The organism is Acetobacter lovaniensis, from assembly GCF_014207635.1.
GTDB classification, from domain to species: Bacteria; Pseudomonadota; Alphaproteobacteria; order Acetobacterales; family Acetobacteraceae; genus Acetobacter; species Acetobacter lovaniensis.
In genome coordinates, this window is sequence record NZ_JACHIE010000013.1 from 1 (window position 1) to 24,488 (window position 24,488).

Below are 24,488 nucleotides of genomic sequence, written 5' to 3' on the forward strand. Positions count from 1 at the left end.
GTGGGAAAAGGCATCTCGTGCGCACCTGATGCAAGGGTGCGGCGCATGACCGAATGGGGAACTGGCCACGAACCAGACCCCGACGAGCTGGTAGACTTCATGACGATGGAGAACTGCGGCCCGGTGCGATTGCCGGTGGTCGAGGTGCACCCGGTCCCGCTTCATGCGCCAGAGGAGGGGTTGTTGGATGAGGAGGTTTTGCCGTTGTGGGATGATTGGGTGCGTGGACCGAAATAGGCTGTACAGAGGTCGTTATTTGGCGTACAGTTCGGGTTCTGCGGTTGGTTGGGTTGAAAGCCGCTCAGTTGGCGCTGGGCGGCTTTCGTTTATCCGTGTGTACAACCCTGTGGATAGCGGGTACTGTCGCAAAATATCGACACGTAAAAACGCAGGGTTGCGCGCGTTTTCGCTGTACATTCGTGGGGTTTTGTGATTCTGTGGAGGGATGCAGGAAATATCCCAACATTGGCAAACATGGCTCGCGGCTTGGATGGTTTTGGGCAATGTGTGGCTGATATGTCAGGTTGCTACTTCGGCCAATCTTTCGCGGCATGAGCGGTGGTCAATCTCGGGCATATTGCTACTCGGTCCATTGGGGCCGCTCATCTATCTGGGCAGCTATATTTTCGTGATGGGGAAAAGGGCGATGCGCAAATGACCACCTCCCCCTTCAAGCCCACAAACTCCGAAATCTACGCACCACCCCGGAACTGGGATGTGGCGTGCGCGCTTTGTAACCTGCGGGCCGGGGTGCCGTTGACTGAGGCGCAGAAGGCTTTGGTGGGGAATATGGAAAAATGAACGGCTCTTTCCGCTGTGAGGGCAAGTTACGCTTTGCGGGCCGGAAGAAGGCCGGGCAGCGTGCGCGCCTGATGCGGAAAGCCCATGAGCGTTCTCTTGACGCCTATCCGTGCCGCGAGTGTGGTGGTTGGCATATCGGCGGGAATGAGTTCACTAAATACACACCAAGGCCTGAGCGGCGTTGTGTGCAGATAATGGCGGGGGGTTTGGAGTGATCTACTTACCTCTCGCGGTTTGCTTGCTTGGTGCCAGTTTTTTGCCCCGTCACAAGTGTGCGTCTTTTCGAGGCGCGGCGCAAAAAACTGGCACGTGATCTTGGGGCATTGCAGTGCGACTTGAGGGAATTTCTGAGTAAGAAAAATGGTTGCTGAGAACAAAACCGCTGAGCAAAAGAAAAAACCAAGAGGGAAGCCATTCCAAAAGGGCGTTTCTGGAAACCCCGGTGGCCGCCCGAAGTCTATCAAGGAAGTAAAAGAGGCAGCACGCGAACACACGATGCTGGCGATTGAGCGCTTGGCCCATTGGGCGCGATCAAACGAGCCAGCCGCAAGTGTTGCTGCATCCAATGCCCTGCTGGACCGCGCATGGGGCAAGGCCCCCACGAAATTCGAGGATGATGACGGCAATACGGGCCTGACGGTTATCATCAACAAGGGCGCTTGATTGCTGACCAAGCCGCTCCATCCGCTAACCCTTGCGTGGTGCCTGATGTGCGCCTTGGTTACGTGCTACGTGCCCGGATGGCATGATGTGGGCGGCGCGCTGCTTTGCGCTCTCAGTGCCAAAATACTCATTCCCAAATATGTGGCGGCATGGAGGAAATAGTTCTACCCGCTGGCGGATGGAAACCGCGGGATTATCAGCGCGATGCGTGGCGCTACCTATCGAATGGCGGGAAGCGGTTCTTTGGCGTTTGGCACCGTCGTGCTGGCAAGGACGATCTGTTGTTGCGGAGCACGGCTAATGCGGCCTTTGAGCGTGTTGGCTCGTACTGGCATTGCTTGCCAGAATACGCGCAGGCCAGAAAGGCGCTCTGGACTGCTGTAAACCCGCATACCGGAAAGCGGCGCGTTGATGAAGCCATTCCTCCAGAACTGCGCGCCACCACCAACGAGCAGGAAATGTTTATCCGCTTGGTGAACGGCAGCACATGGCAGCTTGTCGGATCTGATCGGTACAACAGCCTTGTGGGGGCTGGCATTGCTGGCGTGACGTTTTCCGAGTGGGCGCTGTGTAACCCGTCTGCATGGGGCTACATCCGGCCCATGTTGCAAGAAAACGATGGCTGGGCCGCGTTCATTACGACACCTCGCGGCAAGAACCACGCCTACACAATGTTCCAGCACGCAGAACAGTCTCCAGAGTGGTTCGCGCAAAGGCTCACAATTAACGACACCGGGGCATTGTCTCCAGAGCAGGCGGCGGAGGCTCTGGCTGAATATGTGTCTATCTACGGCGAAGATCTGGGTCAGGCGCAGTTTGACCAAGAATATATGTGCTCGTGGACTGCCGCGATACTTGGAGCGTTCTACACGCGGGAGCTGGCCGCCGTGCGCAACGAGGCGCGGCTGTGTAGAATTGAAGCAGTTCCAGGCTATCCCGTTCATACGTCGTGGGATTTGGGTATCAGCGATGATACGGCCCTTTGGCACTTCCAAGTTGTCGGGCCTCAGATACTCATACTCGGCTGCCACTCACAGTCTGGCGTGGGCCTCGATTACTACGAGAACTACATGCGGGAGACTTACGCTGCAAAGTGCTGGACAAAGGGAATAGATTACGTCCCGCATGATGCAAAGGCGCGGGAATGGACAGGCGGCCGCACCCGTATTGAAACTATGATGGCCATGGGCTTTAAGCCCCAGCTTGTGCATAGCGTGGGCCTAATGGATGGCATAAATGCGACCCGGCGCACGTTGCCATTATGTGTTTTTGATAGCGACACGGAAATGACGGGGTTTTCAGCCCTCGAAGGCTACAAGCGGAAATGGGACGATAACAAAAAAGCGTTCAGCATGGGGCCAGAGCACGATTGGGCGTCACATTATGCTGACAGTTTCCGCTATCTTGCGCTATCATGGCGCGAAGCGCGGACGGCTGCACCATCTCCCCCGCCACCTACCATGCAAAATGTGCTTGCGGTTGAGGGAATTTCCCCTCCCAAGTTGAAGCCAATTTCACGCCGGAGACGGTAAAAGTGGATGCACTGCCCCAGGCTGCCGATACGCTGGAAAACCCAGACAACAAGGTTTCATCTGATGTTCTACTGACTGCCATAGCGCAGGCCGCCAAAGAATTTCAGCCTTGGTATGATCAGTGTGAGCATATCGACAAGATATTCTCGCTGTCACGATCAATTGGCGGCGTCTCCGCTTATAAAGACCCGGATTTCGATCTGTTCTGGTCAAGCACGGAGATATTGAAGCCTGCAATTTATGCGCGGCCTCCTTCTCCAGTGGTCAGTACGCGGTTTTCCATCCGCGACCCGTTCCTTGACCAAGTTTCCGAGATGCTGGAGCGCGCGCTTACCACTGCGCTCGATAAGACCTGCGTGGACGCGGTTATGAAAGGCGTTCGTGATGATCTTATCCTTACCGGACGCGGCGTGTCGTGGATACGTTTCGAGGATGATGGCGTAAACCGCGTTGTGGTGGAGCACCTTGAGCCCCGCGACTTCCTGCATGAGCCAGCTCGCAAATGGGCAGAGGTTGGTTGGGTTGCTCGTTGCGCATGGATGACCAAGGCGGAGATGCGTGACAGGTTTGGGTCCGACAGCGGATATGCGAATGCAGCATTCACATCCTCCAATGACCAGCGCGGCATGACGGATGGAAGCGAAAAAGCTCCTGTATGGGAGGTTTGGAGCCGGGTTGACGACCGCGTTTATTGGGTGGCCGAGGGCGTTTCGACCATTCTGGATAGCCAAGAGCCATTCCTCGCGTTGGATAGCTTTTTCCCATGTCCGAAGCCCGCATATGCGACGCTCAAGCGCAAGACGCTCATCCCTGTTCCCGATTATAACCGGTACTCAAGCACGCTCGACCAGATCAACGACCTTACCGGGCGCATATATGGCCTGCTTGATCAGGTGCGGGTGCGTGGCCTGATTCCTGCCGGTGGGGACGTGGGCTCAGCCGTGCAAACCCTGCTGGACGAAGCTGACGATGATATGATGCTGATACCGGTTCCAGCATCTTCGCTTGTGGGTAGCGGCGATATGGTGAACTGGCTCCCGCTGGATATGTTCGCCAATACCGTAACAGGCCTCATACAGGCACGGCAGCAGCTTATCAGCGATTTTTACGAACTCTCAGGTATCAGCGATATTATGCGCGGGGCTTCCGATGCGCAGGAAACGCTCGGCGCGCAGCAGCTCAAAAGCCAGTACGGCAGCGTGCGCGTGCGCGAGAAGGTTGACGCGCTGGTTGACCACGCCCAGGCCATTTGCGCTATTGCGGGCGAAATTATCTGCGCCAATTTCAGCGGCGAGGAACTGCTGCAAATGAGCCTGACGAAGATGCCGACTGATGCCGACATAAAAAAGCAGGTTGCATCCATACAGGCCCAATCTAAGGCCGCACTTGTGCATATCGAGCAGCAGGCCCGCGAGGTTCAGGCGCAGATGCGGGTGCAGCGTGAGTTGCAGGCCGGGCGTCCGCCACAGATGCCCATGCAGCCGCAGAGTGGGCCTCCACCGCAGCAAATTACGCAGGGAGCGCCAGCGTAATGATGCCACCACAGAATGGTCAGCCACAAGGCCAGCCGCAACCGCAGCCTGACCCCATGCAGGTTCTTTTCCAGCAGGCACAACACATCCAGATGCAGGCGCAGCAGCAGGTGCAGCAGCTTGAGCAAACAACCACCATTGATCAGGTGGTAAAATTCTTGCGTGACGAACGGACCCGCTCATTTGCGATTGAAATCGAAACTGACAGCACGATCATGCCGGATGAGGCGGCGGAGAAGCAGTCTCGCAATGAGTTTCTTGGGGCGTTCTCGCAAGCGAGCGCTGGTGTGCAGCAGCTTTTACAACTTGGCCCATCTGGCGCGGAATTGGCGGGTGGCCTGCTCAAGTTTGCTCTGGCTCCGTATCGCGTGGGACGGCAGCTTGATGGCCTGATCGAGCAGTTTACCCAGCAGGCCCCCCAGATTGTGCAGCAGCAGATGCAGAGCCAGCAGCAAGGTCAAGATCCAGCACTTGCCCAGGCGCAACAGCAGTTGGCGCAGGCCGAGCAGCAGAAGGCTCAAGCGCAGATGCAAAAGGTCCAAGCCGATGCACAGCTTGCGGCAGCCAAGTTGCAGCTTGACCAGCAGAAGGCAAGCGCAGAAGCGCAACAGCGCCAGCAGTCCTTGCAGATGGAGGCTGCTCGTATGCAGACCGAATACCAGCAGGCGCAGGCCGATCTTGCTGAAACGCTGGCCCGAATTGAGCATGTCAGGGCTGAAACGCAGACGCTTATTGCGAATGCCCAGACCGCGCGCCAGACGGCAGATAACGACAGCGTTCGTGCCATTTCTGAGGTTGGGCAGGCCCAGTTTGAGCAGGATCAGGCCCTTATGCAGCCGGTGGTAATCAATGACCAAACAGCGTGAATTTAGCAGGCTCGATACCAAGGTTGCCTATCCGTGGCCGGTTGAGGCAGATATGCCGCCCGATGTGACCGATATGGACATGAGTGATGTAATTTACGGGCCATATGTGGTGCCGCAGAGTGAAAGTGACTCTACTCCACCCACCTAAAATATGTGTACATTCACGCAATACGGTACTATGTTACCGTGCATGCAAGATGCCGTTGAATACGCTTGGTTTGATGATGGTCGCGGGCGCGCGACATATCGGCGCGTCCCTTCTGAACGCGCTGCGCGGTCAGAACTTCCTTGCCCCATGCTTATTACTGACACGATAGACGAAACGCAGAGTATGGCGGACAGACAGTTTTACACGTCCAAGCGTGCTTTGCGGCGCACTTATCGTGCAGACGGCAACCCGCAGGGCAAAGAATACATCGAGGTTGGCAACGACCAGAAACCACGCGAGCAAAAGCGGGGAAATTATGTGCGCGATAAGAACAAGGCGCGCGATTCCGTGGACAGAGCAATAGCCGCCGTTGACCGGGGCGAGGGAATGCAGGCATGAGCGAAACACTCACTGATACCACCCAAGACACTCCTTCGACGCAGCTTGCGCCCGATACGGAAAGCGTGGCTGTTGGTGGTGGTGCTCCCCAGCAGGACGCGCCAGAGCCAGAAAAGCCCGCAGAGCCGGAAGCTCCCAAATCCCGCCGTGCAGCAATTGAGGCTGCGGCGAACAAGCTGGAAAAAGAGGACGGGGTAGAGAGCGGGAAGCCTGCTGATAAGCCGCATGAGACCGTCAAGCCGAAGCCTGACACTCAAGCGGATAAGGTCGAAGAAACCGCAGGCGGGCAGGATGGCGAAAAGCCCGAAGGTGAGCCGAAGCCAGACGGCAAGCCAGAGGCCGATGACAGAAAGCAGCCGCAGGCCCCCAAGCGGTTCTTGCCAAAAGCCAAGGAAACATGGGCCAACACTCCGAATTCCGTCAAGGCTGAGGTGGCGCGGCTTGAGCGCGATTATGAAGCCGCTGTTCAGCGCAGTTCCGAAAACCAGCAGTTCAGGGAATCCCTCAAGCCATTTGAGGATTTTGCCGAGCGCAATGGCATAAAGCTCTCGCAGGCCCTTGAGGTCTATACTGACCTTGACCGGCTGCTAAAGCAGAACCCTGTGCAGGCGGTCGGGGATATTCTCCAGCGCATCGGTATGCGGCCCGATCAGTACGCTCAGATGGTTCTGCAAAACAGCCCTGAATATCAGGCGCACATGATGATGCCGCGCATTCAGGCGCAGCCGCAGCAGGCGCAGGTTTCACCTCGCGAACAGCAGTTGCAGCAGCAGTTGGCGCAAGAGCAGGCTGCGCGTGTTAGCGCGGAGGTTATCGCGCCTTTTGCCGCATCTAAGCCGCGTTTTGCTGAATTGCAGGAAACTGTTGTACGGTGCCTCAATTCTGGTATGATACCGAATGATCTAGCGCCCTCAGATCGGCTTGAGGCTGCATATGACATGGCTGAGCGGTTAAGCCCGCGCTCTGTGTCCGCCAGCAGCCCCGCCGATCAGGCGCAGACAACAGCCCAGACTGCCAACCCAGCGCGTGCGGGCAAATCTCCACAAGTTTCAGGCGCTCCTTCTTCGGGTCAATCAGCAAACCCGGTGCGTAGGGGTAAGGTTTCACGTAGGGCCTCCATTGAAGCGGCATTGGACCGCGCAGGGGCTTAATTCGTAAGGGTTGGCCGCATGGCAATCACAAGCAATGTGCGGCTTCGGCAGGTGCTTACGGCATCTCTCGAAGACCGCTCCAAGGATATTCAGGATCTTGTTTTCAACAGCAACCCGGTTCTGGCGGTGCTGCGCAAAAACAACCTGTTCAAGCCCTATGACGGGCCGGATATTCGTATCACGCTCGTCATCGACAAGCTGGATGCGCAGTGGTTCACGGGTTATGACAAGCTGGGCAACGCGCCCAAGGAAATCATTAACAGTGCCGTGTTCACGCCCAAGAACGTGGCCGTTGGTTTCTCGCTGACCGGCACTGAAATTCTCGCCAACGAAGGGCGCGCCAAGATCATTGATCTGGTGGATACCTACATGGAGAACGCTGAGGAATCCATGAAGAATGCCATGGAAGAGGCCATTCATGGTGACGGCACTGGCGCTGGTGGCCGCGAAATGATCGGCTTCGGTGGTGCCGTGCCGATTGTCCCGAACGTGGGCGTGTACGGCAGCATTGACCGCGCGCAGGTTCCGATGTGGCGCACCAGCTACTTCAAGGCGACCAAAGATTTTCCTGATATTGGGGCAACGTGGGACGTAACGACAGCCCCCCGTATCCTGCGCCGCATCATTGCCAATCGCTCCAAGGGTACGCGCAAGGCTGACCTGATCATCGCGGATGTGGTGTCTTATGACACTGTGCAGACCAGCATGACGGCCATCCAGCGCATTACCAGCAGCGATATGGAAAAGTTGGGCTTCGATGCGCTGGAACTGGCAACGCCTGCTGGCCCGGTTGCGCTGCTGTGCGCCAACGGCGTTGGCACGGTGATGCCTGCTAACACGATCTACGGCATCGACAGCAAGGCGCTGGAAATCCGCTACCACCCCAATCGCAACATGGTTCCGCTGTTCGAGGGGGACGGCGCGCGCCCGATCAACCAGGACGCCATTGTTCAGTATCTCGTTTGGAATGGCGAGATGATCAACAAAAACCCCCGCTATACGTGGCGGCTCGATACCACCCCGGCAGCGGCGTAAGGGAGAACGGATATGACGATTCGCACCAACCCCTCCCTTGGCCCGTCTCTTGACGATGTGATGCCCGCAGACGGTTCGTGGTTTGACGTCAATGGCACCGTATCCCCCGAGTATGGGGACGTGTCGTTTGACGAGCACGGTTACAAGCGCGTCTGGGCAACCAGCGCGGCGGCTCTGGCGGCAGGCGCGGCCATTGCTATTGACGATAGCGGGAACGCTACAGCTTCGGCTGGTGGGGCTTACACGGCTCCTGTGGCCGTCCCTGCTGGTGGCTCCTTCTGGGCCAAAGCAGCAGCCATCTGACGCTTAGGGGGAGCTTTACCGCTCCCCCATTTTTCTTTCAGGGGATACCATGGAACCATCATTCAGCCGCGTTGATAAGCCGTTCACTGATTATGAGGTGACACCGTTCTTCAAATACGAAACGGTGGAGGATGTTGAGGCTTCCCGGCGCGAGAAGCGCCCCGTGATGAAAACCATCGAGCTTTGCGAACTCCGCATTGCCGGTGAAAAGAATTACCGGCCTATCGTTCCGGCTGACAGCATCTGGCAGGTGCAGGCTGGGCAGCCAATCACCTATGCAGAGCGGTTTGGCGCAGAATACCGGCAGTTCAAGACGGGGGCCGCGCAGTCCGGTAGTGGCACGCCTTTGCAGGAACTGACGCCGTACGGCATTTCGCAATCGCAGATCAGCCTGTGCCGGGCTTTGCGGGTGTATTCCATTGAGGCGGTTCATTCGCTCGAAGGAGCCAGCCTGAAAGCTCTTGGCGTTGTAGGGAATGAACTCAAGCGCATGGCTGCTCTCTGGATGGCTGATCAGGCGCGCGGCGGCGAAGCGGCAGACCAGATGGCGGCTATGAAGCGCCAGATTGAAGAACTGAAAGCCAAGCTCGAAGCACAGGCCGTGGTGGAGGCTGCCGTTGTTGAGGCCGCATCTGTGGCCTCAAATGCAGCAGAGAATGCGTTTGCCCATATGAGTGACGACAAACTCCGGGCCTTTGTAAAAGAGCGTTCGGGCGGTGTCCTGCGCGGCAACCATTCCCGCGAAACGCTGCTGCGTATGGCAGAGGAAGTCTGACCATGACTGTTCTGGACTGTTTCAAGCAGGCATCCCGGCGCTTGCTGGCGCAGGACCAGAATAGCCTTTTCACTGGAACAGAGGCCTTCCAGATCAAGATGCAGGCCATTATCTCGGAGGCCATCCTTGATATTGCCCAGCAGCATGACTGGCTGGCCCTGACCAAGCAATGCACACTCACCACGGACGGCCAAACAGCAGATTTTGACCTACCTGCCGATTATGGCCGGATGCTGGTCAAATCTGATGTGCATTCGTCAATCTGGTCAGTGAATTATCAGGCCGCAAAAGACCTTGATGAGTGGACGCAGTTGCAGCGGTTCATGCCATCCACCATTCCGGGATACTGGATCATCTACAGCGGTCAGATGCACCTTATGCCCGCGCCGCGCATCAATGAAAATCCGTGCTTTTGGTACATTGCATCCAATCTGGTGCGTGGCGATGATGGCACCCTAAAGCCGCAGTTCACGGCGGATAGCGATACATTCCTGCTGGATCAGCAGTTGCTTGTGCTGGCGATGGTATGGCGCTGGAAGCAGGCCGAAGGTCTGGATTATGCAGAGGATATGCAGAATTACGAGGTGCGGTTGTCCCAGATTGCCTCCAAGGACCACGGTAGCAAGCCTATTCGCAGCAGTAGGAACGGTCTGAACCGCCTTGGCATATGGGCTCTGGCGCGATGAGGACGCCAGTTCAGTCTGGCGCGCGCGGTCGCAAGGCGCAGGTTGTCAGTTTCCCACCGCCAACGGCTGGTTGGATAAGCAACCAGAACCTCATTGCCAATACCAGCGATACCCCCGGGGCAGTTGCGCTGGATAACTGGTGGCCCACGCCTCAGACTGTGCGCATTCGGCGCGGGTGCGCGCTTTATGCCCAGCCAGACCCGAGTGCAGACTGCTCATCGCTTATGTCGTATAACGATGGCGGCATTGAAAAGCTGTTTGCAGCCATAGGCGGAACCATCTGGGACATTACCAGCGCATCCGCCCCCGCGGCCGCCGTGACTGGATTGACGGGCGGAGAGTGGGTCTCCACCCAATTTGCAACAGACGGCGGCGTGTTCCTTATTGCCGTCAATGGCGTTGACCCGGTTCAGCTCTACGATGGTACGCACTGGTGGCCGCTAACCGGTAGCGACATTCTTCTGCTCCAGCTAGGCACCATCACCAAAGACTTTGCAGATGGTGAGGTGGTAACGGGGGCGACTTCGGGTGCAAAGGGCCGCGTTATCTTCCAGCAGGGGTCACAACTGTATGTGACCAGCACGAACGCAACTGCGTTCCAGTCTGGGGAATCTGTATCTGGCTCGTCTGGCGGGTCTGCTGTCCTGTCTGGGGCTAGCTCCACATATTGGCCCGGCATAACGGTGGCGTCTGGCTCATCCATATCTACCGTTGACCCGTCAAAGTTCTCATTCGTCTGGTCCTATATGGCGCGGCTCTATTTCATCGAGAGCGGCACCATGAACGTCTGGTATATGGCTGCGGGAGCCGTCGCAGGGCCCGTTACGCCGCTGCCGTTGGGCGGCGTATTTCCTGCGGGCGGCTCGCTCCTGTTCGGCTCATCGTGGTCTCTGGATAATTCCAGCAGCAACGGCCTGTCAGAGCAGTGCGTTTTTGTGACAGATGCCGGAGAGGTAGCGGTTTATCAGGGGTACGACCCTAATCTTTCATCCACATGGGGAAAGGTTGGCCTCTATAGGGTGGACAAGCCGCGTGGAAAGAGAGCCTTCATCCGCAATGGTGGGGACCTGCTTATTGCAACGGACGCGGGTCTTATTCCGCTCACACAGGCCGTCAACCGCAACCCATCTAACCTTGCGCCCGGTGCGGTTTCCTACCCCATTCAGGACGCTTGGATGCAGGCTGTTGCAGAGCGCCCAACGCGCAACTGGCAGGTAACGGTTTGGCCTGAAATGCAGATGGTGGCCGTATCCATTCCAGCTTCCGATAATTACCAACCATATATACTGGTGGTAAACATGAATACCAGCGCATGGGCGCGGTTTACAAACTGGAATCCCCTTTGCTTTGCGGATATGGGCGGGCAGCTTTACTTCGGCACAACTGAGGGGCGGATTGCTGGCGCGTGGCAGACCGGCATGGATATGGGCGTGCCATTCACGGCAATATACGCACCGCTGTTCCATGATCTTGGTGGTACTTTTGGGGCGAAAATGCCGCGAGATGCCAATGTCATGATGCGCGGGACAAGTCAGATCAGTTGGTCAATCGGTATGATGTATGACTACGTTCTGACTATCCCGGCAGCCCCCCAGTCAGCGGCAGTCTCTGATTCTGGAATATGGGATCAGGCAATCTGGGATCAATCACTCTGGAACGACAGCAGCACATTGACGCCCCAGAAGAAGTGGGCACCCGTTTCAGGCATGGGGTATGCCATTTCCCCATGCCTGCAAGTCACCAGCGGGAACCTTGCCCCATTTGATAACGAAATTGTGCGGGTGGATGTGACCTATCTTACAGGTGGATTGCTGAGTTGATACCGGAAATCCGGTATCGTCCCCGCAGTGTGTTCCAGATCAGTTTGAGCATAGAGCCCTCTCCTCCTGTTCCAGATCGTGCCAAAGCTGCATGATGGCTCGAGCAGCCGTTCTCAGCCTCGCCCTACCCTTTTCAATCGTCGTTCCGTATCTCGCGCGATGCTCAGGAAAAGCCTGTGCGATGAAAAGAACAGCATCAGATATTTCCGCCTCGCTCATCCTCCCACCAGCGTTGCCACCCCCGAAGGTATGGCTGGCCGTTACGGCGCTTACGCTGGCGTTTGGGAGAAAGGGCGCAGGAACTCCGCAACAGACGGCTTCCATTTGAGCTGCTGCTGAGAACCCTTTCCGCCACGCCGGGACGTATCGAACATCTTCCCGTAAGCAAGCCCCTTGTCGGTCATGCTCCAATCGCTGCCCGTGGATGAACCGGGGGTATGGACCTGCAAGCCCGCATCCACGAGGATCTGATTAACACGCCGGGGTGGCAGGCCGAACGGCTTACCAAGCTGCGTTGGCGTCTGGTAGTTATCCTCCGTGGCAGCCGGGAGTGCAGAATACCCCATAGCCTCAAGCGGGTTGATGCCCGTGAGCGTGTGCGTACCGCGCGCGGCCATAAGAACCTTCTGGTTTTCGTCCACGTTGGGTAGAAGCGCCACCACGTTCATGCAGCGGGTGAAGGCTGTATCAAACGCGGGCTTGCGGATGCGTTTGGGTTTGGGAGAAGAATTGGGAATCTGCCCCGTTACTAGCGCATCAAAGGCCCGGATAACCTGAAGGTTAAATGACGGGCTGATCCACATGGCGTAGGCGTAGACCAGTTCTTTGCAGGCGTAAGTGCCTTGGTTTGCGCCGCCTTTTTTTGTTGAAACAGGCGATGTGGAAATTTGCACATCGCTCAATTCCTCTATCAATGCCTTAGTCTGGTCATTCCGCAGCCATTGCGCTGGTGCCTTGGGGGCATCTCCACCCGAAGCCTTATGGCAATCGTTCAGGCAATACCGCCCTTCTGCGTCCCGGCGGATAGTGGTGGAAAGAATGGTCAGTTCTGTGTTATTTGTACGCACGGCCATTATTCCTTTGTGGTTGTTTCACGAGAGGCGTCAGGTTTGCTTTCCACGGCTGGGCCTGACGCCTTTTTTGTTGCTTCGATGCTGTTGAGATACTGCTCCAGCCCGAAAACGATCTCCGAAGTCAAAGACCGCCGGTTAATGAAGCGGCTTGTTTCAAGTGCCTGTAATATTTCCGGGGGAAATCTTACCCGGACCAAGGGGTGCTCTCGGCTCATTTGCTCTCCTTTTCTGCACCGCATCACACGGTGTGACTTTATTAAGCACACTGTGTGCTCTTGTAGCAAGAGAAAAAACCTCACAGGGTGCGGCCTATGGCACGCGATGATCCAATGATGCGATTCAGGGCATCAGAGAAGCTTAAGAGAGAGATAGAGGAAGCGGCGGCGCGTAATGGCCGCAGCATAAACTCGGAGATCGTCCATCGTCTCGGGATGACTAATCCCAACGAAGCTCCACTAGCAGTTTTTCTTAGCGAAGAAGCGGAGGAATTGCGCCATCTTCTATCTGGGGCGCAGGCTGAGTGCGATCGCCTTAGTGAAGAGATGGAGAGGCAGAAAGCCGCCGCCATAGATAATGGGCCTGTTGACGGCATGATACTTGGTCAGCTTATCGTGGAACACCGATGGGCGCGTGAGCGCGTTGCTGATTATGAGCGCCGGTTGCGGCGTATTAAGAGGGTGTTGGGGGAATGAAGGAATATGAGCCGGGACAAGCATCAAGGCTGAGGCGCATTGATGGACAAAGTATTATTGATTTCAATAAGTCATTATCAAACCAAATAACAAATGATACTCTTTTTAATAGAGGCCAAATAATAGATGAAAAGCTATCAAGAGAGCAATTGCTTACTTTAATATCTCACACCAGAGAGGATGCGGCAAATGCAACCTTCAATACTATTACAATATATTGTGAGATAAAATCCCTTTATAAAAATATAGTAGCTCTTTTTATCATTGTTATTTTTCTTCTAGCCTATATAGCGTTCCGCGTTTCATAGACCCACTTTTTTCAAACCCCTGTACTCACACGCGTTGACGGGACTCGTTTGCTACTGCTGTGCTGCTGTTTTTAATGGGGGACAGGCATGGCCTTATATAAAGACGGCGGCTTTTTAAGCCAAGATTTTGGGAGCGCTTTTGACGCGAACAATGCGTCCCATCCCGGAACGCTGGCACCCTATGCGGGCATTTACCGCTGCACAGGGTGCGGCCATGAAATTGCCATAGCATGCGGCCATGTCATGCCGCCGCAAAACCACCACTCACACGGACTGCTGTCTGGGCCTATTTTATGGCAGCTTATTGTTGCCGCCCATCACTGACGGGGCAAGAGATCGGCCTATAGTAATGGGCGCTCCAGCATAGAGGCTTTCCTTCGGATGGTGCGCCCATAAAATCGGCCCCAGCGCCCCAATGGCCTCTGCTACAGCCACCAGCCTGCTGCAAGCAATCCCGCCGCCATTTTGGCCGGGGTCGCCGTACTGCATAAAATCAATAACCCTGAGAACATCAGGGTCAATTTTTGCGATGATGCTGTGATTTTCCATGCTGGAATAGTCGCACGTAATACGATGCAAGTACAGAAAAATATGTACTCACACGCGGGCCTGTACTAACCTCCCCACATGCTCCGTACTATATCCACTGGCGAAAACGACCCACGCATACCGGCCTTTATGGAGCGGGTGCTTGGAGTGCAGTTTTTCCCACCCTTCACCTGCATGGGTCTGGAAAAAGACGGGCAAATAATCGCGGGCATGTTGTTTAACGTGTACACAGGCCCAGACATTCATGTTACAATCGCAGGCAGCGGGTGGACTAGACGCCTCCTGCGCGAAATGGGCCAGTATCTTTTCGATATTCTTCAGGTCGAACGGTTTACGGCAGTCACAGAAAAACAGAACGTGATTGATATCGTAGAGCGTGTCGGCGGCAAGCGTGAGGGAATCCTCCGCAATCATTTTGGCCCAAACCGCAATGGTATTGTTATCGGCGTTCTGAAAGACGAATACCGGTACCGACATGGTTTCAAGCCCAAAAGCCCCTGATCCGTACAAAACGGCTGACGCTCAGAGCCAGTACAATACCATGACTGCTGAAACCCAGCAGCTTATGAACATGACTGACCAGTACACACCGTACGGGAATGTGATATATAATCAGACGGGAACGACCCAGATCACCGGCCCGGATGGCAAGACATATAACGTGCCCCGGTTCAGCCAGACCACCACACTGAACAATCAGCAGCAGCAAACGCTTGACCAGCAGCAGCAGTCTGCCACCAATATCGCGTCAACGGCCAATAACCTGTCAAACACGGGTCTGTCCAACCTGTCGCAAGCTGTCGATACGTCTGGTGCCCCAGCCCTGCAAACTAGCCTCGGAAGCGACTACAGCAGCAGCCCCGGGAGCAATTACAGCACATCCGTGGGCAATGGTTACGCAACCGGGCTTGGCAGCGGCTACCAGACCAGTTTTGGCGGGGATGTGTCGCAGGCATACAATGCCGCGAAAAACGCCGTTATGGACCAATACACTCCGACACTTGGCCGCAATGCAGAAGCAACGCGGGCACAGGAGCTGGCATCGGGCGTTCGGGCTGGGAGCGCGGCCTATAGCGCCAATGAACAGACAATTGGCGACAATTACACCCGCGCGGCAGATCAGGCCACACAAACCGCACAATCTGTCCAGAACCAGCTATTCAACCAGCAGCAGAGCCAAGCCCAATTCGGCAACTCCGCCATGCTTAATCAGGCACAATTCGGCAATGAAGCTGCGCTTAACCAGTTCAATGCCCAGAATAACGCGGCCCTTACGGGGCAGCAGTTCACCAACAGCGCACTTCTCAGCGGTGGACAGTTCAATAATGACGCGCGCAACCAGTATCTGAGCCAGTATTACCAGCAGCGCGACCAGCCACTTAATGAGCTGTCAGCATTGCTGTCTCAGTCGCAGGTCAACAATGCCAATACGGCGACGAGTGCAACGCCGCAAACGCAGGTGGCCGGGGTGGATTACAGCGGCATGGTGCAGAGCAATTACGCGCAGAAAATGGCGCAATCCAACCAACTCACCAGCGGCCTGTTTCAGCTTGGCTCAAGCGCGATGGGCATGGGCGGCATGGCAATGGGGGGCAAGTAATGGCCAGTTTCATTTGGGGCGCAAACGGCGAAGAAGTCACGCCGGAAGAAATTGAACAGCGCAAGCAAATAGCACAAAGCCTGCTTGGCCAGTCGCAGCAGACCCCGGCCACCAATTGGGCACAGGGTGCTGCCAACATGCTGGACAGCTTTATGGGTGGCTTTATGCAGGGCCGCGCCATGAAGGCCGAGCGCGCGAACGATGATTATAACAAGGCGATGGTCGCGGCCCTGAGTGGAGACGGCGCTTTTGGGGGATCCGGGACCGACGCGCGAGACCCACAGGTAAATCCTTATCTGGGGTCTGATGAGGCTATGAAGTTGGCAGGCCCGCAGGCTCAGAGCGACCCCTTTTCCGGGGCTGGTACGGACGTAAGCAATCCTGTTACGCGCGACACAGAAGCTCCTCCCGGCATAAGTCCAGTTGCACATGCTCTCCTATCCCCCGCACAACCCACGGTCGGGCAGGCGGCACAGGCCGGCGCCACGGACCTGATAACGCAGCACTTTCTTGACCATATGCGCCAAGCTGAAAGCGGAGGGAATGCCAATGCGACCAACCCCAACAGCAGTGCAACAGGGGCGTATCAGTTTACCAACCCAACGTGGACGGAGCTCATGCGTCAACACCCAGACCTTGGGCTGACGGCAGACGGGCGCACAGACCCGGCGCAATCTCAGGTGGCAGCCAAGCAGCTTGCAACCGATAATCTGGCCTACATGCTCGCCCATGGCGTGCAGAGCCCCACGGAGGGGCAGGCATATCTGGCGCATTTTGCTGGCGCGCCAACGGCCACCAATCTTGTACAGGCAGACCCGAACACACCCATATCCCAGATCATGAGTCCGCAGCAGGTCGCGGCCAATCCATTCCTGCGCAACATGACAGCTGGGCAGGTTCAGGACTGGGCGGCGCAGAAAATGGGTGGTTCGGGCACGCCCCCCGCGCAAGCCCAGCAGACTCAGTTTCCCGCCAATAACTACACCCAAGCGCCCGATATGGCACCCCCTCAGGCGCAGGCAGGCCCCTCCATGTCGGCGCTCATGGGCGTTCTGGCAGACCCGCGCGCAAACCAGCAGACACGAGGCGTGGCTTCGGCCCTGTTGCAGAACCAGTTGCAGTTGCAGCAGGTGCAGCAGCGCTACCAGATGGAACAGGCCGACCCCGAAAACGTGGCGCGGCGCAGGTATTATGACATGGAAACCGCCCGCATGGCGCAGCAGATGAACGCGCCCCAAAAACAGGGGCCAGCGTATTCTGTTCTTTCTCCGCAGCAAGCGCAGCAGATGGGGCTCGACCCATCAAAGTCCTACCAGCAGGATGCGACCGGCAAGGTCATGCAGATTGGTAACAGCGGCGTAAACGTCACGCTGAACAACGGGCCGACAACGAGCGAGTTTCAAAAGAAGTCGGACGATGAGGCCGCAACCCGGATCGGCGGCTACATCACGGAAGGCGCGCAGGCTCCTGCGTTGATTGGTCAGTTGCAGCAGCTTTCAGATCTTTCACGCAATATCGGGACCGGGAAGGGTGCTCAGTTTATGGCCGCCGTTGGCCCATACGCGCAGGCGCTTGGCGTGAATGTAAAAGGTCTTGATCAGCAGCAGGCGTTTACGGCTCTTGTTAATCGCATGGCCCCACAAATGCGCCCTGTTGGTTCTGGTTCATCTTCTGACACGGACGTTCGCATGTTCATGAACAGTCTGCCGCAGTTGGGGAATACAGATCGTGGTAACCAGATCATCGCGGGAACTATGCAGGCGCTTCAGCAGAACAAGCTACAGGCTGCTGAGATCGCTGCGCAGGCCCAGCGCGGCCAGATCAGTTGGCAGGACGCAGAGAGCCAAATCCGCAAACTTCCGAACCCTTATGAGCAGTTCAAAAAGGCTCATGCTGATCTTGTTAGTGTGTCTCAGCCCAACCAAGCTGCCCCGCAGTCTGGAACGCGCACAACGTCCAGCGGCGTGACGTGGAGTGTCCGCTAATGCCTACGCTCACGATCAATGGCCGGGATGTGGATGTTGGTGATGAGTTTCTTAATCTCTCGCCGGAACAGCAGAACGCGACTGTGGATGAAATCGCGCACAGTATGGGGGTTGGGAAGAGCACGCAATCCGATGCCCCGCAGCATCCAGTATTCGATGCGGCGCGTTCCTTTGTGCAGGGATTCCCGCTGGTTGGAGGGTTTCAGCCAAAAATAGAGGCAGCGGCGGATACGGGCCTCTCCTATCTCACCGGGGGCGCAACGCCAGAAGCCGGGACTTTATCGGGTGGCATTGGTGAACGTTACCACCAAGCACTTGCAAACATATCGTCAGACCAGCAACAGTTCGCACAGCAGCATCCGGCCCTGAACACGGGTGCGCAGGTTGCGGGGGGTATTGCGTCCACCGCCCCACTGGCCTCCATCGCCATCCCCTCGCGTCTCGCGCAGGCATCGGGCGCGTTGGCTGCCGGTGGTCGCATTGGCCTGACAGGACTTGAGGGAGCGGCCCTAGGAGGAACTGACGCCTACGCACGCGGTGATAATGTTACTCAGGGCGCTGTCATGGGCGCGGTCGGCGGGGCAGGCGGTCAGGCGTTAGGTGAGGCCATAAGCGGAGGCTCATCTCTGGTGCGCGCGCTTATGCGGGGTTCGGAAGGTAGGGCAGCGGACCGGGCGGCATCTATTGTACGCCAACTTGGACAGAGCGACGCGCTCTCGCCGGATTCGGCAGAGGCTGAGCTTGCGCGGCTTGGTCCAGCCGCCACGCTGGCAGACCTTGGTCCCAATATGCAGCAAGCCGCGCGCGCAGTAGCATCGGCACCCGGTTCAGCTCAGAAGCAGCTTGTTGAGGCGCTCATGAACAGGCAGGCTCAAGCCGGGCAGCGCATAGAGGGCGCAATGGATGCCGCCATGGGGCCGCGCACGAATATTCTTGATAGTGCGGACAGAATATCCTCGTCTCGCTCAGCGCTTGCGTCCCCGTGGTATGACAAGGCGATGCCCGTTCCTGTTGCCGATAGTCCGGAACTGCAAGAAATCATCAAAACGCCCGCGTTTATGTCGGCACTTGCAAAGGCGAATACTCTCGCTGGCAATGAAGGCCGGTCTTTGTATTCCCCAACCGGTAATATGGGTATGCACGGGCCTGAAATAGCACCTGACGTCAGCAAAATGACGCTACAGGACCTGCATTATATCCAGCGCGCCATGCAGGATAATATTGGGGAGATTAAAACGGGAGCCGGGTTTAAAGACAACGAGGCTTCCCGAAGTGTTGCGGATGTGCGCAGGAAGCTTCTTGGCGTAATGGATGACCTTTCTCCTGAATACGCCACAGCGCGCGGTATTTACTCAGATTATTCCAAGGTCGCACAGGCCCTTGCGGATGGGCAGAAGGTGTTCAGCAACGCGACAACGCCGGATATGCTCCAGCGTACTCTTGCGGGCCTGGGCGAGTCTGAAAAAGCCGCCTTTACTGAGGGGGCGCGCCAGCAGGTTGCCCAGATGATGGGGACGGCGCGGAATGATGCAAATGCAGCAAAGGCCCTGCTGGACAAGGGATATAACCGGGAGAAAATGGCGCTCATTCTTGGCGATGATGCAGCAGGCGGCCTGAATAATGCGGTTGATGCAGAGCGGGCCTTTGCGGCCACTACGCAAGCCGCGCGCGGCGGGTCCATGACTGACCGCAACATGCTCGCTCAGCAGATCATCCCCGGCGACCAGAAAACACCTGTCCTGCGCTCACTTCTCAACCTTCGCTTTGGTGACGCGGCGCTTGGCGCTGGCGAGCGCTTGGCAAGCGGCGCAATTAACGCCCGCAACGAACGAACGCGGGACGCTATAGCCCGCGCCCTCCTATCCCGTGATGCCACCGCCTTCGCGCCCGTTGCGCCGACACAGAACCAGATAGCCCCCAACATTGCCGCAGCCCTAATCGGCGCAACTCTGCCGGCAGAGAGAAACTGATATGCCATACGATGGTAACGGGAATTACACCCTCCCCTCCGTGTACAAGGCCACGCCCGGCACGGAAATCATGACAACGCAGCACAATACGCCACTTGAGGACGTTCAAGCTGCGCTCAATGCAGTTCTTTTGAGGAATGGTTCGGCCCCCATAACAGGTAACTGGAATATGGGTACGAACCGCATAACCTTTCTGGCTGATGGCGTTGCAAATGCCGATGCCGCGAATGTGGGGCAGCTAAAGGCGCTATTGAATAATACAGCCCTAACCGGGGTTACGACCGTTCCGGCCGTGACTGACTGGACGGCATATCAGCCCGTGGGGGCTAAAGATGCAGACGCCCGGTATGCTATCCTCAACGGTAGCAACGTGTTTATGGGCGCGCAGAAAGTTTCTGGCCCAGTTCAATTCGCCGAGACGGTCACGATTACCGGCGATCAACCAGCCATACACTTCACGCGTCCTGGCGTGCCGCAGTGGGATATTTGGGTGGGCGATGATGGAATATTATACATCCGATCGTTTGATGCATCGGGAAAATGGTTAACGGATTATGTCAGGTTTAAACCGGGTGCCGGTATTGAGTTTGTTAAGGAAGTTACTTTATCAGGTGGGGCAACAGTTACAGACATAACTGACTTCGTCAGCAAAGGCGTACTGAACGCGGTTACAGCAGAAGGCCGGTATATCAAATCCATTCCGGTTAGCCCGAACAAGCGCGTCACCGACATATGGGAGAATGCGGACGGTAGAACGGTCACGGGGGATGGAACCGGAAGCAATGTGCTGGCCAGCCTTACCGATCTTCCCTTGGATGACCCTGAGCTGAAGCTACAGATTTTCCGTGTGCAGATTACGTTCCAGAACAACGCTATCGTCACGATACCCTTCCCTAAAGCCTTCAAGCCGGGCACGACGCCGAAAGTAGTTATACCTTCTACTCAGGAAATCGGCGGAGGATCGTGGTACTCCACAGTCGGGATATGTGAAGGGAACGGAAATCAGGGTCTGTCCATTACGAATACACAGTTTCAGGTGTTCAAGATTGGTTGGGGGGGTGGTGTGCAGTTTGCCGGTAATACTGGTACCGTCGTGCTTGATGTGTTTGCGGCAGGATATTACTCATGAGCGTCAAAGATGTACTAGAACTATACCCAGCTCGTTTTTATGCGGACATGAACAAGCCATGTGGCTGGTATGACATGGCAATGTTCAGTTCTGCTGAGGGTCTTCCTTCGCTACAGGAATTGTTCGCATTGACGGCTGACCAGTGGACCGCAAAGGGTGGCAATACAGGCACTCGTTCAATGGCTGTCATTGACGGTGCGCTGGTTGACTATGTTCCACCAGTTGTGCCCATTCCCTTGAAAACGCAAGCGACCTCCGCGCAGACATGGATACAGCAACAGGCTAATCTTGCTGCTGCTATGGGTGAAGTCTTTACTGCGGATATGAAGGCGTATGTGAAAGCCATCGCTGCCATCGCTGGCGGCACGGATACCGCCAGCACGGCGCTCCCCGCCCGGCCGACAGATATACTCACGGCATAATCCTTGTACACGCTGCATATTTACGGTAACATGATACCGTAATTCGCCCTCTCGCGCTTCGGCAGCTAGGGCGGCTCTCTTCCCAAATTTGCAGGTATAGCATGGGTGAAGCCGCCGCTCTTAGTAGCGTAGACCCGGTTGGTGTTTACATCACTCGTCCAGAGTTCTCCGAGCGCATGAGCGCCCTCACCAGCAATGTGAGGCAGGTGGAGGCTGACGTGGTAAAGATCAAATCCAAGCAGGATACGCAGCAGGCCACTCTAAATGAAATTCTGACCGCCGTTCAGAAGCAGGGCAGTTTCAAGAACTCGCTCATTGCTGGATTTTCTGGGCTTGGAGGCGGAATAGCTGCCGGAACCGTTTACCTGCTGCACTGGCTGACGCAATGAGCGGCCTGTACCTTCCTCATGTGCGTGATCTGCTGGTTAAGCCTGCGTTTGCTGCTCTGCCCGCTGCCCTCAATACGCTATCCGCCCAGCAAGGAGTTCTCGGCATTGGCTTAAAGGAAAGTGGATACACTTACCTCAAGCAGCTTGGCTCTGGCCCAGCCCTCGGCTTCTGGCAGATGGAACCGGCCACCCATGACGATATGTGGACGAATTTCATTCGGTATCGCTCCGATCTGCGAAAGCCTTTGTCCGCGCTCGCTGGTGGACAGCCCAGCGCACAGGCTCTTGTAACAAGCCCCGTTTATGCTGCCGCCATGTGCCGGGTTCATCTGTTCCGCCAACCGGATGCGTTGCCTTCCGCTGGCGATGCCGCAGCATGGGCGGCCTACTGGAAGCAGCATTACAACACGCTGGGAGGCGCAGGCGTGACGGAGCAGGCCATCCCGCTTTTCCGCGCCGCGATGGACGCCTGATATGGACCCCACCACGCTCCTCGCGTCCCTCTTAAGCTACGTTCTCCCCATGCTGCCCGCAAAGTGGGCGGCGGATGTAGCATCCCTTGGTATCGTACTCGCCGGTACATGCGCGATAGCCGCCCGGCATTGGCCGAGACCAAAAGACGGCAGCAAATGGCTGTGGCTGTATTCCCTCGTAAACGCCATTGGGCAGAACGCAGGGCATGCCGCCAACGCCGATGATGCTGCCGCAAAAGCCTCTCCACCCAAAACGTGACTGGAACCCATTATGGCGACTGCAATCGCACCCACTAATTCTCCTGCCGTGACCCCGCTTGTGTCTGCTGGCGAAACCCTGTTTGGCACCGTGACCGGAGCCCCCCTGAGCGATAACGTGCTGAAAGTGACAGCAGGCGTTACCTCCCTGCTGGATGGGATGCTTCCCATGCTGTCCGCCAAGGTTTCGTTTGATCTGGACGGCGTCCTTGTTGGTGCAACCGAGGTGCTGACTGGCGTGAATGCCATCGTGGTAGCGGCCAAGGACAAGGCGGCTCCGAAAATCGTTCCCTCCACATCTTCCGCGTCCTCTGGCGGCGCGTAAGGAGATTTTGACATGGCTGTAACAGTAAACGACCTTGCCGCAGTGGGCATCGCTCCGCAGGCCGCCTCGGTCATTATGCGGGCCATTGCGGAGGCGGCGGCAGGAGGAGGCTATACGCTTCCGGCAGCAAGTGCATCCACGATTGGCGGCGTAAAGGTTGCGGCAAATGTTGCCAATGCCGGGGCATCCTCCGCAACGGATGTGGCTGGGGCCGTTGCCGACCTGAACGCTCTGGCAACCAAGTTCAACGCCGCGCTGGCAGGTATGCAGGCAGCGGGTCAGATGGCTTCGCCTTGACCTCTTATTTCTGGGGAGCGCTCGCAATCATTACGATTGGGGCGCTCGCCGCGCTTGTGGTCTATGCGACAAAGGCGGGCCGCAATGCGCAGAGTGTGAAGACTGACAAAGCGGCGGTCGCCGATTCTCAGGCCGTGACAACCACGACTGAGGGCATGGCTCAGGCACAGGCGCAGGGGCCGCAGAGTAAAGACCAGCTTTTGGAGCGGTTAGATGCAGAGACGGGGTGAATTGCTTATGACGATAAAAACACCGTTTCTGGCTGTTCTCTGCGCTTTTTTGGCGAGTTGCTCAGCCCCAACCCTCAAGCCTATCTGCCCCCAGATCACGCCATGGAGCGCCGCCTTTCAGCAGCGGGCGGCGGCAGAGATACGGGCGAATCCCGGACTCGTCGCGCTTCCTGAGATTGCGCGGCAGGATGTTGTGTTGCGCGATCAGGTGCGTGCTTGTCAGAAGGGTAAGTGACAAGATCATTTTCGTGTCTTCACGGAAATGATCTGACCAACGGCGCTCACAGGCAGCGGAGAGCCGTTGGCTTGGCCGCTATAGCATGGGGATTGCGGCGGAAGTGAGTTACTCGGAATTTCCGAGGAACTGAACCATTGGAGGCTTCCCAATAGTTGGCGGGCTTCCACCGCCTGCTGCGGAATGTAAGACCCTAAGGGCCACTCCGCATCTACGCCGTGTGCACCCGACGATTACCAGAGAGACCGATGCGAAAGCAGAGCGGTACGGGTCTGGCACCCGCCAACTATCAAGGATTACTTGACGGCTGGGACCTGAAACTGGGGACGCGGGCAGGACTTGAACCTGCACATTATCTGACCATTAAGCTCCCATCGGATTGCTCCGAAACTCATGGCAGACTGTTCTACCGACGAACTCCCGCGCCATGTTGCTACGGCTACTGGATTTGCACCAGTGCTCCCCTTGCTGGGATATTGGCGTCCCTCACCGTTCGTCTTCTCCGGCAAGCCGTAGCCCGGTTAGGGTAGTACAGGTTTGGGGTGTTGTACAAGGGGAAAAACTTCCCCGATAGTGTAAAACAAAATTCCCATCACTGTAAAACTCTCGGAACAATCGGCAGAAAACCGCCATATATATTGCATCCGCAGAATCTGTGGACGAATCTGACGCAATGGGCCTTTTCTGCGCGTCAACCGGGTAATAAGGACGGCAGAAAAAAAGAGGGCTGTAGCCCGGTCTGTCGGCACTGTTGCGTCTGTTTTTAAAACATGGCTGTATTGCGAAATGGTTGATGGGTTTGGGACTTGCCCGATTGGCAAAGAAAGATTTTCAAAAATAAT

The 24,488-nt window shown here is 56.6% G+C and carries 30 protein-coding genes and 1 tRNA gene; 28 read left to right on the forward strand and 3 right to left on the reverse strand.

The window, feature by feature from the left end:
* The 14 genes from HNR55_RS12580 to HNR55_RS12645 all read left to right on the forward strand — a co-directional run.
* Nucleotides 1–237: hypothetical protein (locus HNR55_RS12580; RefSeq protein ID WP_221441738.1), on the forward strand; the 237-nt coding region annotated here is incomplete at its 5' end.
* 417 nt (nt 238–654) lie between these two features.
* Nucleotides 655–801 carry a hypothetical protein gene (locus HNR55_RS12585; protein WP_166115945.1) on the forward strand — a complete coding sequence of 49 codons (147 nt, stop codon included), beginning with the start codon at nt 655–657 and terminating at the stop codon, nt 799–801.
* A 360-nt stretch (nt 802–1,161) separates the two neighbouring features.
* Nucleotides 1,162–1,464 carry a DUF5681 domain-containing protein gene (locus tag HNR55_RS12590; RefSeq protein ID WP_166115946.1) on the forward strand — a complete coding sequence of 101 codons (303 nt, stop codon included), beginning with the start codon at nt 1,162–1,164 and terminating at the stop codon, nt 1,462–1,464.
* Nucleotides 1,465–1,613: 149 nt separating this feature from the next.
* Nucleotides 1,614–2,996: a hypothetical protein gene (locus tag HNR55_RS12595; protein WP_166115947.1), complete on the forward strand. Its 1,383-nt coding sequence runs from the start codon at nt 1,614–1,616 to the stop codon at nt 2,994–2,996.
* A gap of 2 nt (nt 2,997–2,998) precedes the next feature.
* Entirely contained in the window at nt 2,999–4,528 is a 1,530-nt protein-coding gene (locus HNR55_RS12600) for a hypothetical protein (protein WP_166115948.1), read from the forward strand.
* The gene (locus tag HNR55_RS12605) at nt 4,528–5,394 is read left to right on the forward strand and encodes an HlyD family secretion protein (protein ID WP_166115949.1); all 867 of its coding nucleotides are present in this window, start codon (nt 4,528–4,530) and stop codon (nt 5,392–5,394) included. Before HNR55_RS12600 ends, HNR55_RS12605 begins: the two co-directional genes overlap by 1 nt.
* The gene (locus tag HNR55_RS12610; RefSeq protein ID WP_166115950.1) at nt 5,378–5,542 is read left to right on the forward strand and encodes a hypothetical protein; all 165 of its coding nucleotides are present in this window, start codon (nt 5,378–5,380) and stop codon (nt 5,540–5,542) included. Before HNR55_RS12605 ends, HNR55_RS12610 begins: the two co-directional genes overlap by 17 nt.
* A 147-nt stretch (nt 5,543–5,689) precedes the next feature.
* Nucleotides 5,690–5,941, forward strand: coding sequence for a hypothetical protein (locus HNR55_RS12615; protein ID WP_166115951.1), 252 nt, complete (start codon nt 5,690–5,692; stop codon nt 5,939–5,941).
* Complete coding sequence (locus HNR55_RS12620; RefSeq protein ID WP_166115952.1) at nt 5,938–7,092, forward strand: hypothetical protein; 1,155 nt, start codon at nt 5,938–5,940, stop codon at nt 7,090–7,092. The genes HNR55_RS12615 and HNR55_RS12620 overlap by 4 nt, the downstream gene beginning before the upstream one ends.
* 18 nt (nt 7,093–7,110) lie before the next feature.
* Nucleotides 7,111–8,127 carry a phage major capsid protein gene (locus HNR55_RS12625; RefSeq protein WP_166115953.1) on the forward strand — a complete coding sequence of 339 codons (1,017 nt, stop codon included), beginning with the start codon at nt 7,111–7,113 and terminating at the stop codon, nt 8,125–8,127.
* Between the two features lie 12 nt (nt 8,128–8,139).
* The gene (locus HNR55_RS12630) at nt 8,140–8,430 is read left to right on the forward strand and encodes a hypothetical protein (RefSeq protein WP_166115954.1); all 291 of its coding nucleotides are present in this window, start codon (nt 8,140–8,142) and stop codon (nt 8,428–8,430) included.
* Nucleotides 8,431–8,479: 49 nt separating this feature from the next.
* A complete protein-coding gene (locus HNR55_RS12635) occupies nt 8,480–9,205 on the forward strand; it encodes a hypothetical protein (protein ID WP_166115955.1) in 726 nt (241 codons plus the stop codon).
* 2 nt (nt 9,206–9,207) lie between these two features.
* Nucleotides 9,208–9,891 (forward strand): phage adaptor protein, encoded by a 684-nt coding sequence (locus tag HNR55_RS12640; RefSeq protein ID WP_166115956.1) that lies wholly within the window; start codon nt 9,208–9,210, stop codon nt 9,889–9,891.
* Nucleotides 9,888–11,711, forward strand: coding sequence for a hypothetical protein (locus HNR55_RS12645; RefSeq protein WP_166115957.1), 1,824 nt, complete (start codon nt 9,888–9,890; stop codon nt 11,709–11,711). The genes HNR55_RS12640 and HNR55_RS12645 overlap by 4 nt, the downstream gene beginning before the upstream one ends.
* Before the next feature lie 269 nt (nt 11,712–11,980).
* Here HNR55_RS12645 and HNR55_RS12650 read toward each other — a convergent pair whose 3' ends face one another.
* Nucleotides 11,981–12,778 carry a KilA-N domain-containing protein gene (locus HNR55_RS12650; protein WP_198911925.1) on the reverse strand — a complete coding sequence of 266 codons (798 nt, stop codon included), beginning with the start codon at nt 12,776–12,778 and terminating at the stop codon, nt 11,981–11,983.
* 317 nt (nt 12,779–13,095) lie between these two features.
* Here HNR55_RS12650 and HNR55_RS12655 point away from each other — a divergent pair, with 317 nt between their 5' ends.
* Together HNR55_RS12655 and HNR55_RS12660 are read left to right on the forward strand one after the other, a co-directional pair.
* Complete coding sequence (locus HNR55_RS12655) at nt 13,096–13,476, forward strand: Arc family DNA-binding protein (protein ID WP_166115960.1); 381 nt, start codon at nt 13,096–13,098, stop codon at nt 13,474–13,476.
* On the forward strand, nt 13,473–13,784 hold the full coding sequence (locus HNR55_RS12660; protein ID WP_166115961.1) for a hypothetical protein: 312 nt from the start codon (nt 13,473–13,475) through the stop codon (nt 13,782–13,784). Before HNR55_RS12655 ends, HNR55_RS12660 begins: the two co-directional genes overlap by 4 nt.
* 291 nt (nt 13,785–14,075) lie before the next feature.
* Here HNR55_RS12660 and HNR55_RS12665 read toward each other — a convergent pair whose 3' ends face one another.
* Complete coding sequence (locus HNR55_RS12665; RefSeq protein ID WP_166115963.1) at nt 14,076–14,333, reverse strand: hypothetical protein; 258 nt, start codon at nt 14,331–14,333, stop codon at nt 14,076–14,078.
* Nucleotides 14,334–14,411: 78 nt separating this feature from the next.
* Here HNR55_RS12665 and HNR55_RS16765 point away from each other — a divergent pair, with 78 nt between their 5' ends.
* The 12 genes from HNR55_RS16765 to HNR55_RS12725 all read left to right on the forward strand — a co-directional run bounded on the left by HNR55_RS16765 (nt 14,412) and on the right by HNR55_RS12725 (nt 23,411).
* Complete coding sequence (locus tag HNR55_RS16765) at nt 14,412–14,834, forward strand: GNAT family N-acetyltransferase (protein WP_221441739.1); 423 nt, start codon at nt 14,412–14,414, stop codon at nt 14,832–14,834.
* Nucleotides 14,809–15,933 (forward strand): hypothetical protein, encoded by a 1,125-nt coding sequence (locus HNR55_RS12675; protein ID WP_184382718.1) that lies wholly within the window; start codon nt 14,809–14,811, stop codon nt 15,931–15,933. Before HNR55_RS16765 ends, HNR55_RS12675 begins: the two co-directional genes overlap by 26 nt.
* Complete coding sequence (locus HNR55_RS12680) at nt 15,933–17,918, forward strand: lysozyme family protein (RefSeq protein WP_166115968.1); 1,986 nt, start codon at nt 15,933–15,935, stop codon at nt 17,916–17,918. The genes HNR55_RS12675 and HNR55_RS12680 overlap by 1 nt, the downstream gene beginning before the upstream one ends.
* Complete coding sequence (locus tag HNR55_RS12685) at nt 17,918–19,888, forward strand: hypothetical protein (protein WP_166115969.1); 1,971 nt, start codon at nt 17,918–17,920, stop codon at nt 19,886–19,888. Before HNR55_RS12680 ends, HNR55_RS12685 begins: the two co-directional genes overlap by 1 nt.
* Before the next feature lies 1 nt (nt 19,889).
* The gene (locus tag HNR55_RS12690) at nt 19,890–21,017 is read left to right on the forward strand and encodes a hypothetical protein (RefSeq protein ID WP_166115971.1); all 1,128 of its coding nucleotides are present in this window, start codon (nt 19,890–19,892) and stop codon (nt 21,015–21,017) included.
* Complete coding sequence (locus tag HNR55_RS12695; protein ID WP_166115973.1) at nt 21,014–21,439, forward strand: hypothetical protein; 426 nt, start codon at nt 21,014–21,016, stop codon at nt 21,437–21,439. Before HNR55_RS12690 ends, HNR55_RS12695 begins: the two co-directional genes overlap by 4 nt.
* Nucleotides 21,440–21,540: 101 nt before the next feature.
* Nucleotides 21,541–21,828, forward strand: a complete 288-nt coding sequence (locus HNR55_RS12700) for a hypothetical protein (protein ID WP_166115974.1) — start codon at nt 21,541–21,543, stop codon at nt 21,826–21,828.
* The gene (locus HNR55_RS12705; protein WP_166115976.1) at nt 21,825–22,301 is read left to right on the forward strand and encodes a hypothetical protein; all 477 of its coding nucleotides are present in this window, start codon (nt 21,825–21,827) and stop codon (nt 22,299–22,301) included. The genes HNR55_RS12700 and HNR55_RS12705 overlap by 4 nt, the downstream gene beginning before the upstream one ends.
* A gap of 1 nt (nt 22,302) precedes the next feature.
* Nucleotides 22,303–22,560: a hypothetical protein gene (locus HNR55_RS12710; RefSeq protein WP_166115978.1), complete on the forward strand. Its 258-nt coding sequence runs from the start codon at nt 22,303–22,305 to the stop codon at nt 22,558–22,560.
* 12 nt (nt 22,561–22,572) lie between these two features.
* The gene (locus HNR55_RS12715) at nt 22,573–22,884 is read left to right on the forward strand and encodes a hypothetical protein (protein ID WP_166115980.1); all 312 of its coding nucleotides are present in this window, start codon (nt 22,573–22,575) and stop codon (nt 22,882–22,884) included.
* A 12-nt stretch (nt 22,885–22,896) separates the two neighbouring features.
* On the forward strand, nt 22,897–23,181 hold the full coding sequence (locus HNR55_RS12720; RefSeq protein ID WP_184382720.1) for a head fiber protein: 285 nt from the start codon (nt 22,897–22,899) through the stop codon (nt 23,179–23,181).
* Nucleotides 23,178–23,411, forward strand: a complete 234-nt coding sequence (locus HNR55_RS12725; protein WP_166115981.1) for a hypothetical protein — start codon at nt 23,178–23,180, stop codon at nt 23,409–23,411. The genes HNR55_RS12720 and HNR55_RS12725 overlap by 4 nt, the downstream gene beginning before the upstream one ends.
* Nucleotides 23,412–23,967: 556 nt before the next feature.
* On the opposite strand, the gene HNR55_RS12730 is transcribed toward HNR55_RS12725, so the two are convergent.
* A tRNA-OTHER gene (locus HNR55_RS12730) sits at nt 23,968–24,073 on the reverse strand.
* Between the last annotated feature and the right edge of the window lie 415 nt (nt 24,074–24,488).

Coding starts and splice junctions, on each gene's coding strand:
- HNR55_RS12585 (WP_166115945.1), top strand. CDS start 655: ATGACCACCTCCCCCTTCAAGCCCACAAACTCCGAAATCTACGCACCA.
- HNR55_RS12590 (WP_166115946.1), top strand. CDS start 1,162: ATGGTTGCTGAGAACAAAACCGCTGAGCAAAAGAAAAAACCAAGAGGG.
- HNR55_RS12595 (WP_166115947.1), top strand. CDS start 1,614: ATGGAGGAAATAGTTCTACCCGCTGGCGGATGGAAACCGCGGGATTAT.
- HNR55_RS12605 (WP_166115949.1), top strand. CDS start 4,528: ATGATGCCACCACAGAATGGTCAGCCACAAGGCCAGCCGCAACCGCAG.
- HNR55_RS12610 (WP_166115950.1), top strand. CDS start 5,378: ATGACCAAACAGCGTGAATTTAGCAGGCTCGATACCAAGGTTGCCTAT.
- HNR55_RS12615 (WP_166115951.1), top strand. CDS start 5,690: ATGCTTATTACTGACACGATAGACGAAACGCAGAGTATGGCGGACAGA.
- HNR55_RS12620 (WP_166115952.1), top strand. CDS start 5,938: ATGAGCGAAACACTCACTGATACCACCCAAGACACTCCTTCGACGCAG.
- HNR55_RS12625 (WP_166115953.1), top strand. CDS start 7,111: ATGGCAATCACAAGCAATGTGCGGCTTCGGCAGGTGCTTACGGCATCT.
- HNR55_RS12630 (WP_166115954.1), top strand. CDS start 8,140: ATGACGATTCGCACCAACCCCTCCCTTGGCCCGTCTCTTGACGATGTG.
- HNR55_RS12635 (WP_166115955.1), top strand. CDS start 8,480: ATGGAACCATCATTCAGCCGCGTTGATAAGCCGTTCACTGATTATGAG.
- HNR55_RS12640 (WP_166115956.1), top strand. CDS start 9,208: ATGACTGTTCTGGACTGTTTCAAGCAGGCATCCCGGCGCTTGCTGGCG.
- HNR55_RS12645 (WP_166115957.1), top strand. CDS start 9,888: ATGAGGACGCCAGTTCAGTCTGGCGCGCGCGGTCGCAAGGCGCAGGTT.
- HNR55_RS12655 (WP_166115960.1), top strand. CDS start 13,096: ATGGCACGCGATGATCCAATGATGCGATTCAGGGCATCAGAGAAGCTT.
- HNR55_RS12660 (WP_166115961.1), top strand. CDS start 13,473: ATGAAGGAATATGAGCCGGGACAAGCATCAAGGCTGAGGCGCATTGAT.
- HNR55_RS12665 (WP_166115963.1), bottom strand. CDS start 14,333: ATGGAAAATCACAGCATCATCGCAAAAATTGACCCTGATGTTCTCAGG.
- HNR55_RS16765 (WP_221441739.1), top strand. CDS start 14,412: ATGCTCCGTACTATATCCACTGGCGAAAACGACCCACGCATACCGGCC.
- HNR55_RS12675 (WP_184382718.1), top strand. CDS start 14,809: ATGGTTTCAAGCCCAAAAGCCCCTGATCCGTACAAAACGGCTGACGCT.
- HNR55_RS12680 (WP_166115968.1), top strand. CDS start 15,933: ATGGCCAGTTTCATTTGGGGCGCAAACGGCGAAGAAGTCACGCCGGAA.
- HNR55_RS12685 (WP_166115969.1), top strand. CDS start 17,918: ATGCCTACGCTCACGATCAATGGCCGGGATGTGGATGTTGGTGATGAG.
- HNR55_RS12690 (WP_166115971.1), top strand. CDS start 19,890: ATGCCATACGATGGTAACGGGAATTACACCCTCCCCTCCGTGTACAAG.
- HNR55_RS12695 (WP_166115973.1), top strand. CDS start 21,014: ATGAGCGTCAAAGATGTACTAGAACTATACCCAGCTCGTTTTTATGCG.
- HNR55_RS12700 (WP_166115974.1), top strand. CDS start 21,541: ATGGGTGAAGCCGCCGCTCTTAGTAGCGTAGACCCGGTTGGTGTTTAC.
- HNR55_RS12705 (WP_166115976.1), top strand. CDS start 21,825: ATGAGCGGCCTGTACCTTCCTCATGTGCGTGATCTGCTGGTTAAGCCT.
- HNR55_RS12710 (WP_166115978.1), top strand. CDS start 22,303: ATGGACCCCACCACGCTCCTCGCGTCCCTCTTAAGCTACGTTCTCCCC.
- HNR55_RS12715 (WP_166115980.1), top strand. CDS start 22,573: ATGGCGACTGCAATCGCACCCACTAATTCTCCTGCCGTGACCCCGCTT.
- HNR55_RS12720 (WP_184382720.1), top strand. CDS start 22,897: ATGGCTGTAACAGTAAACGACCTTGCCGCAGTGGGCATCGCTCCGCAG.